The organism is Microcoleus sp. S1D4 (assembly GCF_036700765.1).
GTDB lineage: Bacteria > Cyanobacteriota > Cyanobacteriia > Cyanobacteriales > Microcoleaceae > Microcoleus.
The window spans coordinates 38,199-52,972 of record NZ_JAUBPP010000027.1; the positions used below are offsets into that span (position 1 = coordinate 38,199).

13 protein-coding genes are annotated in these 14,774 nt (G+C 46.6%); 3 read left to right on the plus strand and 10 right to left on the minus strand.

The annotated features are described in order from the left end of the window. Positions 1 to 45: 45 nt before the first annotated feature. On the minus strand, positions 46 to 648 hold the full coding sequence (locus tag QT998_RS23055; RefSeq protein WP_333117942.1) for a thioredoxin family protein: 603 nt from the start codon (positions 646 to 648) through the stop codon (positions 46 to 48). Between the two features lie 172 nt (positions 649 to 820). On the opposite strand from QT998_RS23055, the gene QT998_RS23060 reads away from it, so the two are divergent. Continuing rightward, positions 821 to 1,225 carry an NIL domain-containing protein gene (locus tag QT998_RS23060; protein WP_193976335.1) on the plus strand — a complete coding sequence of 135 codons (405 nt, stop codon included), beginning with the start codon at positions 821 to 823 and terminating at the stop codon, positions 1,223 to 1,225. 195 nt (positions 1,226 to 1,420) lie between these two features. Next, positions 1,421 to 1,864, plus strand: coding sequence for a hypothetical protein (locus QT998_RS23065; RefSeq protein WP_333117945.1), 444 nt, complete (start codon positions 1,421 to 1,423; stop codon positions 1,862 to 1,864). Between the two features lie 856 nt (positions 1,865 to 2,720). Here the strand turns inward: QT998_RS23065 and QT998_RS23070 are convergent. From QT998_RS23070 to QT998_RS23085, 4 genes are all read right to left on the minus strand, one after another. Beyond that, positions 2,721 to 3,272 carry a shikimate kinase gene (locus QT998_RS23070; RefSeq protein ID WP_333092733.1) on the minus strand — a complete coding sequence of 184 codons (552 nt, stop codon included), beginning with the start codon at positions 3,270 to 3,272 and terminating at the stop codon, positions 2,721 to 2,723. A 27-nt stretch (positions 3,273 to 3,299) separates the two neighbouring features. Beyond that, positions 3,300 to 4,172, minus strand: coding sequence for a LapA family protein (locus QT998_RS23075; RefSeq protein WP_333117947.1), 873 nt, complete (start codon positions 4,170 to 4,172; stop codon positions 3,300 to 3,302). Positions 4,173 to 4,421: 249 nt separating this feature from the next. After that, a complete protein-coding gene (locus tag QT998_RS23080) occupies positions 4,422 to 5,039 on the minus strand; it encodes a flavin prenyltransferase UbiX (RefSeq protein WP_333117949.1) in 618 nt (205 codons plus the stop codon). A gap of 316 nt (positions 5,040 to 5,355) precedes the next feature. Beyond that, positions 5,356 to 7,737, minus strand: a complete 2,382-nt coding sequence (locus tag QT998_RS23085; protein WP_333092749.1) for a ribonuclease R family protein — start codon at positions 7,735 to 7,737, stop codon at positions 5,356 to 5,358. Positions 7,738 to 8,601: 864 nt separating this feature from the next. Between QT998_RS23085 and QT998_RS23090 the strand changes: the two genes are divergently transcribed. Continuing rightward, on the plus strand, positions 8,602 to 9,573 hold the full coding sequence (locus QT998_RS23090) for a hypothetical protein (RefSeq protein WP_333117952.1): 972 nt from the start codon (positions 8,602 to 8,604) through the stop codon (positions 9,571 to 9,573). Here the strand turns inward: QT998_RS23090 and QT998_RS23095 are convergent. From QT998_RS23095 to QT998_RS23115, 5 genes are all read right to left on the minus strand, one after another. Beyond that, positions 9,570 to 10,862 carry a hypothetical protein gene (locus QT998_RS23095; protein ID WP_333117955.1) on the minus strand — a complete coding sequence of 431 codons (1,293 nt, stop codon included), beginning with the start codon at positions 10,860 to 10,862 and terminating at the stop codon, positions 9,570 to 9,572. The genes QT998_RS23090 and QT998_RS23095 overlap by 4 nt on opposite strands. Positions 10,863 to 10,878: 16 nt before the next feature. Next, positions 10,879 to 11,076, minus strand: coding sequence for a hypothetical protein (locus tag QT998_RS23100; protein WP_333117958.1), 198 nt, complete (start codon positions 11,074 to 11,076; stop codon positions 10,879 to 10,881). A 445-nt stretch (positions 11,077 to 11,521) separates the two neighbouring features. Further along, positions 11,522 to 12,130 (minus strand): ATP-dependent Clp endopeptidase proteolytic subunit ClpP, encoded by a 609-nt coding sequence (clpP, locus tag QT998_RS23105; RefSeq protein WP_193976162.1) that lies wholly within the window; start codon positions 12,128 to 12,130, stop codon positions 11,522 to 11,524. A 246-nt stretch (positions 12,131 to 12,376) separates the two neighbouring features. After that, complete coding sequence (locus tag QT998_RS23110) at positions 12,377 to 13,387, minus strand: hypothetical protein (RefSeq protein ID WP_333117960.1); 1,011 nt, start codon at positions 13,385 to 13,387, stop codon at positions 12,377 to 12,379. A gap of 142 nt (positions 13,388 to 13,529) precedes the next feature. After that, entirely contained in the window at positions 13,530 to 14,663 is a 1,134-nt protein-coding gene (locus QT998_RS23115; RefSeq protein WP_333092739.1) for an acyltransferase family protein, read from the minus strand. Positions 14,664 to 14,774 lie beyond the last annotated feature (111 nt).

Sequence of the window (14,774 nt, forward strand, 5' to 3'; positions counted from 1 at the left end):
TGACTAATGACTAATGACTAATGACCAATGATCAATGACTAATGACTACTGCACTTGACTGCCGTGGGTGCGGGGGTCGGAGCTACTTGTTTTCACTGGCCCTGTGGGGGGAGTAAAATCAGAAACTTGACCTGTTGCTTGAGCGTGAGGCAGGGGGTTTCCGGCAATCAAAGCTTCTAAATTAGCTTCCATAATACTGCGCGGCATTTCGCCGATCGTTTCAGCAACTCTGCTGCCTTTATCGTTCAAATAGACAAAGTGCGGTATGCCGTCTACTCGATATTTGGTGATTTCTGGTAGCCATTTAGTGTTGTCTACATTCAGCATGACAAAATTCATCGGTTCGGCATATTTGTCTTTGATTGTGCTCAAATCGCTTGCCATTGCCTGACAGCTACCGCACCAATCAGCATAAAATTCCATGAATGTTGGCTTGCCGTTTGTTAAGGCTGTTTCCAGCGGTACGGATGTTTTTGCCATTTCGGTGAGACTACTTGATGGCGCTTGAGTTCGCAATCCCAACAATACAGATACTGACAGGGCGATCGCTGCTAACACTATCAATAAGTTTCTGACGCGCGCGGCGGTGGTCGTGTCAGAATTTTTTGGTTCGTTGGCAGCAGTTGAGTTTGGAGAATTGAGATTCATAAAATAAAGGGCGATGTTATTTTTATGTTTTTTTAATAACCGCTTCAGATTTTACCACATTTTGAGATTCTCTGCTAAAATTGAGATAAAATTTGCCTGATACCAATAATTAAATTACGTGCGATCAAACATAATATAAGAAAGATTGTGTTTGTAGATTACCGAGGTAAAAGTGAAAAAACGGGTAACGCTGACGTTTCCCCAACGATCGATCCAAATGCCTGTCACCTACCGACTGGCAAAGGATTTTAATGTTGCAGCCAACATTATCCGCGCTCAGGTGGCTCCGAATCAAGTGGGCAAACTGGTGCTAGAGTTATCAGGGGACATCGACCAACTAGAAGCGGCGATCGACTGGATGCGATCGCAAAATATCGGAGTTTCCCTCGCCAGCAGGGAAATCCTTATAGATGAAGATATCTGCGTTCACTGTGGCCTGTGCACCGGGGTATGCCCCACGCAAGCCTTGACCCTAGACCCAGAAAGCTTTAAACTAACCTTTGCTCGATCGCGTTGTATTGTTTGCGAGCAGTGCATCCCTACTTGTCCGGTGCAAGCTATTTCTACTAACCTCTAGGCCGGCGGCAAACTTCTCGGTGCAAGTCGATGGCACAATTGAAGAATGGAAGAATGAGAGATTTTCTTGCAGCTTGCGATATGGAAACTGGAACTTTAGTCTAAAATTTGGGAATCGACCGTTAGTCCTGTCGGGGACTTCCATTTTTGGGCGGGGTCGTCTTTTTTGCATGGTTTCCCTAATCTTTTCATCAACATGAAAAAAAACTATTGGCTTTCCCTAACCCTACTTTTTGTTACCTATTTTATTTTTGGCTGGAAATTATCTGAGTTTGATGTTCCCCCGCACCTAACTTGGTTTTTCGCCGTAGCCGCTGTTTTAGTGTTAGCTATAGCTTTGTCGTTCCCGCTCAAGAGCACAAAAAGATTTATTGTGCGGTGGATTTCGAGTGATGCCGGAGCTTTTATTTCGATTATTGTAGGAGCTCTTTTGGCAGTTATAGTTTTTACTTGGATGCACCTTTTTGTAACTGGTTTAGTCTTAACTTCAGCCGGAGCTTTGGCAAGATTAGATATTCAATTATTTGGCCACCACAGATGGCGGACTTTTGTGATATTAACTGCTGTTTCTATGAGTGGTTTGGGGTTGGGCGGGGGAATAGAATTTTTGGCAAAAACAGGCCAGCTCGTATTACCTTAATGGGGAAGGGAAAATTCACCCAACCAAATTCTACAATTGGCAGCGGATATTTAGTCGAAAAATATGCGATCGCCCTGGAAGAAATATAGCTCTGGTTTTTTCAAAACCTTACCTCTGACCGATCACCCCATCGGCGCAATTATAGCAGTTTTCCATCTTCGCGATGTTGTGTCCGGTCGCTTCGTAGTGCCGCGGAATGCGAGTCCGCACGCGCGATCCGTTTTTGTTACGATCGTGCGATCGCCCTAGGATATCACCTACAGATTCTCTATGACCGATTTTTGCTCAATAAAAAAGCAGCTTTCGGGAGCTGCTCGTCAGAATGCATGAGGTATTATTTTTAGAATAGGACAAGTTGAAGTCGATCGATATGGGGTTACATTTTTTGATACGGGAGAATTGTTGAGTGAATGGACGATCGTGAAATCGTCACATAGGAGGATAGCATTGATGCTAAATTTTCCGATAATCAGGTTAGCGTTTAACTGTCCTTGCGCCCTACAGCCCTTCAGCGGTGGGGCCATTTTATTTTTTGGCACAACTCACACCATTTTCGCATTCAAGATTGATAATGTGTGATGATAATATAAAACTTAAGCCCCACATCCGCTCAAATCCGCTTCATATCAATTCCGGTTGCACTCATACATGATGTTAACTGTTAACTGTTAACTGTTAACTGTTAACTGTTAACTGTCAACAGTGAATTTACTATTCCGATGAAGAGAGGATTTGATATCATTCCCAAACATTCTGCGGTTAAACGGACACAATCAGACAAAACTCAGTATTTTTACGGTATTCAAAAGTCCTCAGAAACCTGATTGTTTTCCCATAAACCAGGTTTCTGAATGTATCAATTGATATCGGGTTTCGTTTCGGGTTTGATAATTTTTTTGATTTCCTCGATCGCGCGACGGGCCACTTCTTCAGGCTTTTCGCCTCCACTGGTGGAAACTCGGACATCTGCTCCAGCGTAGAAACGCTCTCGTTCGTTTAAAATGTTTTGCAGCTTAGATTTGAGATCGCCCTCCCGCAGTAGGGGGCGAGTGATGTCCGATCGCAGTCGATCGCACAATCTATCTACAGGTATATCCAGCCACACCACTATACCGTAGTGCAAATGACCCCAATTTGTCGGTCGCGTCACAATGCCGCCGCCCGTAGCCACGATAGAATTTTTATAAGCAGACAATTCGGCGAGCACTTTAGCTTCTAATTCCCGAAAAGCCTCTTCCCCTTCGCGATCGAAAATCTCAGCAATTGACTGATTCGCAACTCGAACAATGAGATCATCAGTATCAAAAAAACGGTATTTTAATTCCCTTGCTAAAATCCGCCCCACCGTCGTTTTTCCCGAACCCATCATCCCGACGAGATAGACATTAACTCCCCTCAACAAATCCACCGCCAAATCCTCCCTATTTTTATTTGACTATTTTTTCAAATTAATCGGCCCGCCGCTGGGTGGCGAGTCCTCATCAAATACATCATCCTCATCCAATCCCCAATCCTCCTCTGATTCTGCACTAGGATTTTGAGGTAATTTCGCGTCACCCGATTGAAGTATGGTGTCTTGCGGTGGAACCACCACCCGATACTCCGCATCGTAGATAGACTCAGTTTTCCCCACCCCAGATTGATTCGGATCTCGATAGCCGTAAGAGTATACCGACCCAGCCCAAGACTTGCTTTTCGGTTCCTGTTTCGTTTCGTAATCCCTCGGATTTGCCCCTGCAACGTCATTTACCTGCGGTCGATCGGCAAAATCGCGATCGTCCCCCCAATCATCATCGCTGCCGCCAGAGGCGGATTTTGAGCCATCAGAAGCCCAATCATCCTCATCGTCTGCGGCTCGATCGATTCCGAGTCGATCGTCATCCTTCCCAGGCGGAGGGTTGGGAATTTCTTGCTGAAAAGTCCGGGCGCTGTAACCCGCCGGTGTCCCGTACTGAGTTTGATAGGAAGTTTGGCTATTTTCCGTATCAAAATCCGGGTCAATCTCCTGTTTTCTGGGAGGGGGAGGCGCAGCGTAAGCTGTTCTCCTGTCTGCTGAGACAGCATCACGGCTGGGAATGTCGCGGCCGGTGCGGTTTTCCCTTTGAGATAGGTAATTGGAAAAAGCCAGCATACCAGAAACAAATAAAGACGTGACAGCACCCGCCGCCATGCCGAGCAAAATCCAGATAGATAAGGGCAATGCGGGCGATCGAATTCCCAGAAATACCAGCGATAAAACTGGCTCCACATTTTGCAAGGCAAAAATAGTTAGCCCTACGACAATTACTAGCAATAATATAGGACGCATATCAATAATATGGGAATGGGGAATGGGGAATTGGGAATTGGGGAATTGGGAATTGGGAATTGGGGAATTGGGAATTGGGAATTGGGAATTGGGAATTGGGAATTGGGAATTGGCAAAAATAACTAACAACTTTTGACTGTTGGATGTTGACTAACGACTAACAATTAACAACTAACTGTTGACTGTTGGCTAACAACTAACAACTCACAACTGCCAACTAACAACTAACAACTGCCAACTAACAACTGACTAATCTTCTTCCTTCCAGCGTTTGAGAGGAACGCAATCAATTCCTAACTGGTCTAAAGCGCGAGCCACTACAAAGTCTACCAAATCTTCAATAGTTTGAGGATTGTGATACCAAGCGGGAATCGCTGGCACAATTCTAGCCCCTGCTTCGGCTAAGGTAGTCAAATTTCGCAGGTGAATCAAGCTAAAAGGAGTTTCTCTAGGTACAAGTACCAATTTTCTCCCTTCCTTAAGCTGAACGTCGGCCGCTCTTTCGAGTAAATCCGAGCTCAATCCGGCCGCTAACTTGCCTAGTGTACTCATGCTACAGGGAATAATCATCATTCCTTGGGTGCGAAAGGAGCCGCTAGCAATATTAGCACCAACATCTTGCCACGGATGGCAGCGAAGTTTGCCAGAATTGGGGACTCCTGCTTTTTCCCGCCAGAATTCTTCTTGAAGTGTCGGTTCTGCGGGCATTCGGATGTTCTGTTCGCTTTGCCAAACCATGTAGGTAGATTTTGATGCTACCAGTTCCACGGCGCGATCGGCTTCCAAGAGATATTTTAATGTTCGCACCGCGTAAATCAGTCCCGATGCTCCGGTAACTCCTACAATTAGCGGGTAGTTATTTGTCATTATTTTTAAGGCATAAGTTTGAGGGCAGAAGCAAGCAAGAATAGAGAAGAAGTTTGTAGGGACACGGCAATGCCGTGTCCTGATTCGTAGTGAATTGACCGGACTTTAGAGACTTGGGGAAAAAAGAATAAGAAAGTCAGAAGTAATTGGCAAAAAAGAAATTAGAAAATCATCAGTAATTACTTTTTTATTATGACTAGCAAAAAAGTAATTTTCTTACCTTCTTCCTTCTTTCTTCTTCCGACGGACTTACATCCGTTACATCCGTTACATCCCGTACATTGCTCGTTGCCGAACTTCCTTCTTCCTTCTTCTTCTATTCCTCATCATCAAAAGCTTGACTACCGCCGCCAACAGCAACTAAATCAATTTGCTGGCGGTAGTAGTCAACGCTTTTGACTTGAACTTCTACCCGATCGCCCAAACGGTATTGATTGCGGTTTTTGCGACCAACTAGAGTTTGCTGGCGCGATCGATATTCATACCAATCATCCTTCAGCGAAGAAACGTGCACCAATCCTTCCACTCGCAACAGTTCGCTCTCCGGCGGCCGCACCTCAATTTCCACAAAGAAACCGTAAGACTGCACCCCTGTAATCAAACCCTGGAAAGTTTGACCGGTGCGCTCTTTCATCAATCCGGTTTTCTTCAACCCCTGCAAATCGCTTTCGGCATCTTCGGCAACCCTTTCGCGTTCCGTCAGATGTACCACCGCCGCTGCAAACTCTGTCTCAAATTCGTGGTGCAAATCTGGGGGGAGAACGTTCCAAGTAATTTGACCGTGACAGGAGGAATGGTGCAGGTTGACTTTTTCCTTAGCGCGAGTTGTGCGGCTGCTGCGGCCTTGCTCGAACACCGCTTGCAACACCCGCAGCACCAGCAAATCGGCGTAGCGCGAAAGCGGGGAAGTACAGCGCGTGTAACCGTCTTGCAGCGCTAAACCGAAGTGCGGCTTGGGAGTTGTGCTGTAAACAGCCGGCTTCATGGTGTCTTCCAGCAGGTAGGTGAGAACTCTTTCGGACTTGAGGTCGGCAAATTGCTGGGTAAATCGCTGGAAGTCCAAGGGCAGAACTTCTTCTTCGTTTTCGAGATACAGTTCGCCTCCGAGGTTGTTGGAGAGTTTGATGAACTCTTGAATGTCCGCAGGGTCTGGCATCGGCTGGACGCGATAGATTGCTGGGACTCCCAAGGCTTGCAGGTGGGTGGCGACAGCTTGGTTGGCGAGTACGACCAATTCGGAGACCGCCGACTGGGCAGGGGTAGCCGTTGTAAAAGCTCCTAATTCGCCTTCGTCGTCGAAGTGAGAGTTAGCGTCCGGCAAATTTAGTTCAAAAGCTCCCCGCTGGAGTCTCGTCTGTCTGACAGCCTGTGAAGCAGCCCTGATTTGATCTAGGAAAGGACGGAGGGCGGAGGATAAAGGGTTATCTTCGGCATCGGAGTCTGGTTCGATTATTGCTTGAGCTTGTTCGTAGCTGAGCTGGTAGTCAATGTGAATGACGCTGGTTTGAATTTCGTATTCTGTCAGTTCTCCCGATTCGTCTAGGGTCAGCAGTATGCTGAAGGCCAGCCGTTCGGTGTCTGGTTGCAGCGAGCAGCGATCGTTGAGGATTTGTGGCTGTACGGGGATGATTTTTTCTCCGAGATGGGCGCTGGTGCCTCGTTTGCGGGCTTCGCGGTCTAGGGGGGTTTCTGGCTGCACGTACTCGGCTGCGTCGGCGATGTGGATTGCTACTTGCCAGCCGCCGGACTTGAGGGTTTCGATCGACAGTGCGCGTTCGATTGGCGGATCGCACAAAAATGAGGTCGGGTCGAATTCGTTTTCGAGCTCGTTTTCGGCTGTTCCCTCGGAGAAATTTTCCTGTGGAACTTGAGGGGCTTCGTTTTGGGTGCTGGTTTCTCCTTCTTCGTTTTTGCTAAAGGTGACTGTCAGGCTGTTCCGCAAATCTAACCGTTTTTTGATGTCGGTTTTTTTGAGTTTGCTGGGCAAGTTTTCGGCTGCTTTGATGACGGCGGCGGGGAAGGAGCGCGGCAAGTCGTGTTTGCAGCATACGATGTCGAGGTCGTCTGCGGCTTCGGCATCGGAACCGAGTACCTGTACTACTTTGCCGACTGGCCGATGGGTGCCGAGGGGGTAGCGTTTGACTTCGACGTGTACTAAATGGTCGATCGCTTCTTGGAGGTTTGTGCCGTTGGCGAGCAAGTCTAGTTCAAACAACAGGCGATCGTCCAGGGGAATTGCTCTGTAGCTGACGCGGCCGGTGGGGGTGGCGGTTTGCTTGACTCGCGCCAGTACCGAGGGGTTGGCGCGTTCGAGGATCAGCATGACTTCGCCTTCGGGCGATCGGCGGCGGCTGCCTTCTTTGATGATTTTGACTAATACTCGATCGCCATTCCAAGCTGTCGAGAGGTGACTTTCTCGCACGTAAACGTCTTCTGAGCCTTCGGCATCTTGAATTGCAAAACAAAATCCTTTGCTCGAACAGCGGAGTTTTGCTTCTACTACGTCGTCTTCAGCTACTCGGCGGTAGCGGCCTTTGTCTTTGACTAATATGCCAATTTTCTCTAGAGCTTCTAATGCGATTTGAAGTTTGAGTTGACTGGTGGCGTCGTTGCAATCGAGTTTTTTCTCTAATGCTTTGGGAGCCACTAATTTGTCTTCTGTAAAATTTGCCAGCAGTGCAGCGATAGAAAATTCCATGTAGCGATCGATCCTCTTGTTTCCAGCAATTAGTCTAATTTTGGCGAAATCAGCCGCACCCTTTCTTACCCTCGCTGTGCCTGCTTCCCAACAAATGCGCGGGTTAGTAGGTGGAGATGCCAGCACAGTCGGTGCTACCTGCAGCCAGGGATTTTTTCAGATTTTTTCCCGACACCGGCAGTCGCTAATTGTCTGCTGTTTGTCTGCAACTGACCGATGGCGGTGCAGACAAAGGCCCCGCACCCTATTCCCCAATACAAGTTTTTAGCGTTGGTTCCTTGGCTTTTGGCTGGCAGCGCCGAGTTCTTCGCTAATAAGTAGAAAGCCCCTGTCGGTTCTTAAAAGATGACTCGATGCTGAAAGCGACGGGTTGAGTCGGGGATGGGGAGATGGATTTGGAGAGGAGAAAATTTGCATTTGGGCCTCCTGCATTTTTCCGTCTGCCTTGTTCCTGCTTTCTGCTTGCTTTTGAAGTGCCTTTTGCCTTTTGCTAAAGCCAAAGATTTTACTGGCGATCGGGCAAAATTGCTAGTTGCTTACCGCAAGAAATGCCCTGTTTTTTGCAAGCGCTCTGTCCTTGCGGACAGATGTCCAACCAGCGGGTCTGGAGCAATCTGTGCTGTAGAAAGTGCAAGGTACACAAAACCGGAGACTTTACTACTTTTGCTTAGTTGCTGTTTCATACCCGCTGCTTGCTAGCTTAAACGGCAGGATGTGGGATAGGGTTTAGTCGGGTGAAAGGTTGCGCTGATGATTCACCTTTTATTTATTGTATGTTGAATAGGTGCTTTCAGAAAATTGTTTTCTGTGGGTTGTACTAAACTGAAGTCATCAGCCCCCTTCTGGTTTCGGGGTCAAAAAATTATGTTTGCTCAATTTCGCGCCCTTTATCCCACTGGACAGTTAATCTGTGAGTTGCTGACTATTCATCACGGTAAGTTTGTGGTTCGCTGTCTGGTTCAGGTTGACGGTAAAACTCTCGCTACGGGTATGTCGGCTGCTGAGTCTGTTGAGGGTGCTGAAGACCGCGCCCGATCGCGGGCGATCGCCGTCCTCGGATTTTCCGAACCCGCTGCTGCTGTTGTTGCCGTTTCGCCTGCGCCCGTGCCACCTCCGCCGACTGTTGCTGCGGAGGCTGCGCTGCCAGTGCCACCTCCGCCGACTGTTGCTGCTGCGCCTGGGCCGGCCCTTGCTCCTCTTCCTGTTTTAGAAATGCCTGTTGCCGAAAAAGTTGATGCACCACATCAAAGCAATTTTGTCAATACTGAATCTAAATTAAATGAAGAGCCGATCGCACCTGTAGCAGAACCGGAACCGCCTGCGGTCGATCGAGTTCCGGCTGGATTTGTACCGAAGCAAATAGACTCGGATGCTTGGCTTTCTTCCAGCTACGGGGAACCAATGGAGGAACTGTCGGTAGCGCCCGCCCAAATCAGCGAACTGTCGCAGGGTGCTGCTGAAATTAGGGAATTGCAACCGATCGCAGTGGGAATTCCCAGTGATGCGATCGAGGACGATTCTGATACGATCGCCAACATAGACGGCATCCTCAAACGCCAGGGATGGAATAAAAAAACGGAAATGGACTGTCTCCAACAACTTTATGACAAGTCGTCGCAGAGAGAGCTTTCTAGCGAACAGTTGGCAGATTTCCTAGAATATCTGGAAATTTACAGCAGAACCACTGAGGAAATCAAGCGGTTAAGCTGGACTGCCAGCCAAGGAAAAGATTATCTCAAACAAGCTTATGACAAAGCAGCGCGGCATTTATTAAACCCAGAACAACTGCTCGATTTCTTGCAATATCTCGAATCTTTACCGCTTATAAAAACCTAGGTAAACCTGGGTAAGCTCTGCGGTATAAGCTTTAAACGTTCTTTCTTAGCGCTTACGCTTCCTCTCTGGTCGAGGTTGACCAAGAAACTCCAGTTAGAAACGCTATAATAATCACAGCGACGTGATATTGTAGCGGAACGTTTGATCTTTTTATTTAGTTGGTTACACTCGCGACCTACGTGCTTTTCCGAGTTCACCTCAGAATAGGCGGTTAAGGAGCGAGGTATTTTTTCACCTAATTTCATAGCCCTACGAGCAATTACCAGTGCGGCCGATTCGTCACTGGCTAAGCCATACATTCTTAAATATTTTACCAATCCCATAATACTTGAATAAGCCGGGTTAACTGTAATCAACTCAATTCCACGATTCGACAAAATCGAACTGAGTTGCTTGTAGAACTCACTATATGCCCAGCCCGATAACATCCGCGTATACTTTCTACCTTTTTCCCCTAGAGATTGCTTTTTTGTTGAGAAATCAAGTTCTTCGCAAACTACGGGACATTCAAATTCCGTGGCTCTTACTGCTAGTTGCAGGCAAGCATAAACAATCTGAGCTTGTTGCTTGCCGTTAGGTAAGCCCATCTGCAATGGAATCTGCCCTTTGGCTTTGAGATTTCCTTCAGTATCGACATACACCCACCCAATAGAACCAGGATTCATATCGATACCGATGCAACCGGACATCCTCTCTCTAGAAACTTGATTCACGGGATTTGGGGTAAACTGCACGGCAATAACCCACTTTCCGCTCTTGCGGTAGAAATGCCAGGTATACGCCCCGGATTCTGGTAGCCTATTTATGTTGCGCTCGAAATCACCAACCTCAGAAGACACAGTTTTTCCGAATCGTGATTCTAAGTATTTTGGGACTCTAAAAGTTATTTTTTTTCCATTCCACTGGGAGACTTGATTGCCGAAAGACTCGTCTTTAGAGCCGACAACAAAAATATCCCCGTTAGGGATGAAAACCTTGATTGGTTTGACTCTTAAGTGTTTAATTCTGTTAGTCAACAGAGTCATTTTGCGCTTTTTATTGTGTATTTGAAAGCGTAAATTTTGCCAATTTGTATACTTATACTGGAGCGAGCAGGCTATGGGAAAATTGCAGCCTGCCTTTGAGTTTTGCCATTTATTCTTGGCATAAAATTTACGAGCTAATACCAGTTTGCGTTCGGCTTTTTTGAGCCACGCACTAATAGATTTAACCTTCCCCTCAAGAGTTTTTATATGTAGAATTCTGTGTTCTTTAGCGCCGTCTACACGACCTTTGGTGGAGCTAATCACGCCATCTGCGTGGCGCTTATTGATACCGTAAGTGTGTGTTCCAGTCGGACTTCTTGAATCCTGTATTTAAAAGTAAGTGGTTGACTGTTTCAATACTTGCAGCCCTAAAAATTGGGGCGTAAGCTTCTAAGAACATCTCGAAATCTGTAAATCCTAGTTCGTTGAGTTCATCTGCTGGTGTGGGCAAGCCTTTGCAATAAGTTAGGGTAGCCATTGATTCGACCTCTCAATGCGGTTGTATCTTTGTATATTAATCGCTTCGCGCAGAATTCGCAAGATTTTGAATGAGTTATTTATTTCCGAAACATTGCTGGCGAGGTCTTCTTCAAAGGTTGCGTCTTTGTTCGCTCAAAATCACCAACGCTAATTAGTCTGTGGATTAATTTACCGAGAATTTAGTAATTAAATTCTCGGTAAATCTAGATAAACTGTCAACTGCCGTTAACCCTAGGAATTCGGAAACTAAACAAGGCGCTGGAGGCTATTAGATTAAAGAAACCGGGTTTTTTACAGATATTAAGGTTGAGAACCAAAGATTTGGGTAAAAAACCCGGTTTCGACGCACCCGTTTATCCAGGATTAAAAAGGTACTTTTGAACGTTAAAAATTAAAAATCAAAAATGCCGAATATTTCCCATTTTTGATTTTTAATTTTTAATTTATGCTACAGCGGCGATCGGGCGACTGGCCGAAGGACGGCGATCGATCACTTGATCCACCAAACCGTAGTCCTTAGCTTCATCGGCGGACATGAAGAAATCCCGTTCGGTATCTTCTTCAATGCGCGAAAGCGGCTGACCGGTATGATCTGCCAAAAATTGATTCAGGCGCTGTTTGTGGTACAAAATCTCTTTTGCCTGAATTTCAATATCCGTTGCTTGTCCTTGAGCTCCACCGAGAGGTTGGTGGATCATGATCCGGGAGTGAGGCAAACTCATCCGCTTGCCTTTAGCGCCGGCACTCAACAGAAAAGCCCCCATGCTGGCTGCCAAACCGAGACAAATGGTGCAAATGTCGGGGCGGATGTGGTTCATTGTGTCAAAAATGCCCATACCTGCTGATACCGAACCCCCTGGGGAGTTGATATAGAGGTAAATGTCTTTCTCTGGATCTTCTGCGTCTAAAAATAGCAATTGGGCAACGATCAAGTTGGCTAAGTCGGAGTCAACCTGTTGGCCCAAGAAGATGATGCGATCGCGCAGGAGTCGCGAGTAAATGTCAAAGGCGCGTTCGCCGCGACCGGATTGTTCTATAACTGTTGGGATCATTGACGCCAGCCTGCCTATTACGTATCTTTTTTTTATTTTAGCGATTTGGGTTCATTTATAGCGAGCGGTTGAGAGGGGGGCGATCTAGAAATCGGCCAAATCCTTGAGCTGGGAGGGTTTGAGGCCAGATCTAGTCCCTAGTCGAAACTTGAACGGGTGGGATTTCCTCACTCTCAGGAAAAAGTGTAGCTGCGTATTGCAAAGAAAAGGTTGTTACTGCAGGTATAACTTGGCTCGAATATCCTCTTAGTTTCCATCGCTAAATCCCCACTGGAATTCCATCGCATGAATCTTTTCTACCAAATCTGAAACTTTCACCGGTGAATCATCAGGTACTAAATCGCGATCGAGTATTTGTTGAGCAGTTGCCAAATCCTGACTTCCCGTAGCATCGCTGGTATGAAAGACTAGACAATTCACTTGACTGAGACGAGCCGACAACAGTTGCAAAAGAGCCATCAAGACACGATTACCACCGTAAGCTCCGCATCCCCAGAAGCCTGTATGAATAATCAAAGTTGGTGTTTGAGCCGACTCTAACTGTGACTCAATTCGTGCTGCAAAAAATCCAGTGAATGCTGTTTTAAGAATGTATTCAATTTGTGCAATGCTATAAGAACCCTCGCCATAGGAAGGAGCTTCTATCGCAATGATGTTTGTAATTGTAGGCGGGTTTAGAGGTTTTGTCGCTTGTGCGATCGCATCTGATGTCGCTCGTCCAAAGTTATTGCCGTAAAGACCAAAAGGTCGCCCCTGTCCTGAATTGCGATCGGTAGCGATCGCACACCTCCGTTCCACCCCACGAATCAGGATCGGGGTGGGTTGTTGACTCTCCACTGTTAATGGCTTAATGTTGGAATCTAGTAAAGCTTCTCGCAGTGAACTAAGTCCTGGATGTTCAGCTACCTGCATTTCGTCTTGGGCAAATAGCGAACCACCATAAGCACAAAAAAGATCGTAATGAGCGAAATTGAGATACCACTCCATCTCAGTGCTATCTTGGGATGGCTCGTACCCAAAGTATGCCTTTCGCTCAGAAATATCTGTCTGATGTTCCAGAGGAGAAAGATATTCTGGAAAAGGCATTGCGTACCATCGGGAAAATGCTAATTGACCCCGATGAGTGCATCCAGGCGGACAACAAATATCATAAACTATTTGCTTGTTAGGGTCGTAAAATTTTGGTGGGTGAGAATTCATCAAAGCCTGCGTATCAAATGTCTGCCGACATATCAAGCTATCTAAGAAGTCGTTCATTGCTCTCTCCATTCCGTGATTAAAACACTTTTTTAATTAATAAATACGTTAACTGCAAAATGCTGTGGATGTCAAGCCCTACTAGCTCTTAGAACCTTGACTTCTTAAAGAAGTAGGGATTTTAGGTATTCTGTTTTTTTACTCAAATTTTAATCGCCCAACCACGGCGGTACATTCCATACAAAATTAACCACCAAAATAATACCGCAGTCACGGCAAATGCTAGAGAACCGTTCAGCAGCCCCGCCCACGGCACAAACCAGTTTTCGTAAATCCAAGTGTAAGTTGTCGGAGGATTTTCGCCGCTACCGATATGAGTTTTTAATAGAAGTCTGGCGACAATCCCGGAAGCAACAAACACGAAAATAGCATTCACTCCCATGATTTCAAACGGTCGCCCCCATTTCCAATTCCGCACTTCTATTGTTTCGTAGCAAGCTGCTAGCAATAGCAACGCCCAACCTGCGGTAAAAACCACATAGGAACTCGTCCACAGTTGTTTGTTGATCGGAAATAAAAATCCCCACAAATGGCCGATTACTAGACAACTTAGGCCGCATATTGCTAAGTTTACACTGGTGCGGGTTTCGATCGGCTGCACGCGCAACCATTCCCCTGTAAAATAGCCGATCAGGACGGTTACAACTGCGGGTAAGGTACTCAACAATCCTTCAGGATCGAAGGGGCCGCCTTTGTACAGGTGTTGGCTGCCGAGAATTAGCCGATCGACATATCCTCCTAAATTTCCTTCGGGCGTGAGTTCGCCGGCAGTGTACCCCCCTACAGCGCCTGCGGTTAATGCAGCCCAATAGCCCAAAAGCACCGCAACAGCGAGCAGTTTTTGATGGCGGGGGGAAAGGTTAAGAATCGCGATCGCACTGATGAAATATGCTAAGCCGATGCGCTGCAATACTCCCATGATGCGGATTTTACCGAAGTTTTCCGCTGGGGCGCTGTTGAGAAGTACGTCAAGGGCGATCGAAGATGTATTTAGCAGCAATCCTAATATAAATAAAATCGTGGCGCGGCGCGCAATTCGCCAATAGATATTTGTTTCTATTTTTGTAGTAGTTTCAGTATATTTTGACAGCGAGAAAGACATCGCGCAGCCCACAATGAACAAGAAAAACGGAAATACTAAGTCTGTCGGGGTGCAGCCGTGCCATTCTGCGTGATCTAGCGGTGGATACACCTGTTCCCAACTACCGGGGTTGTTGACTAGAATCATCGAGGCGATCGCAATTCCGCGAAAAACATCAAGGGATTTTAAGCGCATAAATTAAGTTATTTGTTCACCGTTCACTGTTCACCGTTCACCGTTCACTGTTGACTGTTGACTGTTGACTGTTCACAATCTTAGCTGATGCCCAATGCCCCATGCCCCATG

What these genes read in the sequence shown, in the direction of transcription:
- QT998_RS23075 (WP_333117947.1), bottom strand. Translation starts at nt 4,172, where the DNA reads ATGCGTCCTATATTATTGCTAGTAATTGTCGTAGGGCTAACTATTTTT.
- QT998_RS23085 (WP_333092749.1), bottom strand. Translation starts at nt 7,737, where the DNA reads ATGGAATTTTCTATCGCTGCACTGCTGGCAAATTTTACAGAAGACAAA.
- QT998_RS23065 (WP_333117945.1), top strand. Translation starts at nt 1,421, where the DNA reads ATGAAAAAAAACTATTGGCTTTCCCTAACCCTACTTTTTGTTACCTAT.
- QT998_RS23115 (WP_333092739.1), bottom strand. Translation starts at nt 14,663, where the DNA reads ATGCGCTTAAAATCCCTTGATGTTTTTCGCGGAATTGCGATCGCCTCG.
- clpP (WP_193976162.1), bottom strand. Translation starts at nt 12,130, where the DNA reads ATGATCCCAACAGTTATAGAACAATCCGGTCGCGGCGAACGCGCCTTT.
- QT998_RS23100 (WP_333117958.1), bottom strand. Translation starts at nt 11,076, where the DNA reads ATGGCTACCCTAACTTATTGCAAAGGCTTGCCCACACCAGCAGATGAA.
- QT998_RS23055 (WP_333117942.1), bottom strand. Translation starts at nt 648, where the DNA reads ATGAATCTCAATTCTCCAAACTCAACTGCTGCCAACGAACCAAAAAAT.
- QT998_RS23110 (WP_333117960.1), bottom strand. Translation starts at nt 13,387, where the DNA reads ATGAACGACTTCTTAGATAGCTTGATATGTCGGCAGACATTTGATACG.
- QT998_RS23090 (WP_333117952.1), top strand. Translation starts at nt 8,602, where the DNA reads ATGTTTGCTCAATTTCGCGCCCTTTATCCCACTGGACAGTTAATCTGT.
- QT998_RS23080 (WP_333117949.1), bottom strand. Translation starts at nt 5,039, where the DNA reads ATGACAAATAACTACCCGCTAATTGTAGGAGTTACCGGAGCATCGGGA.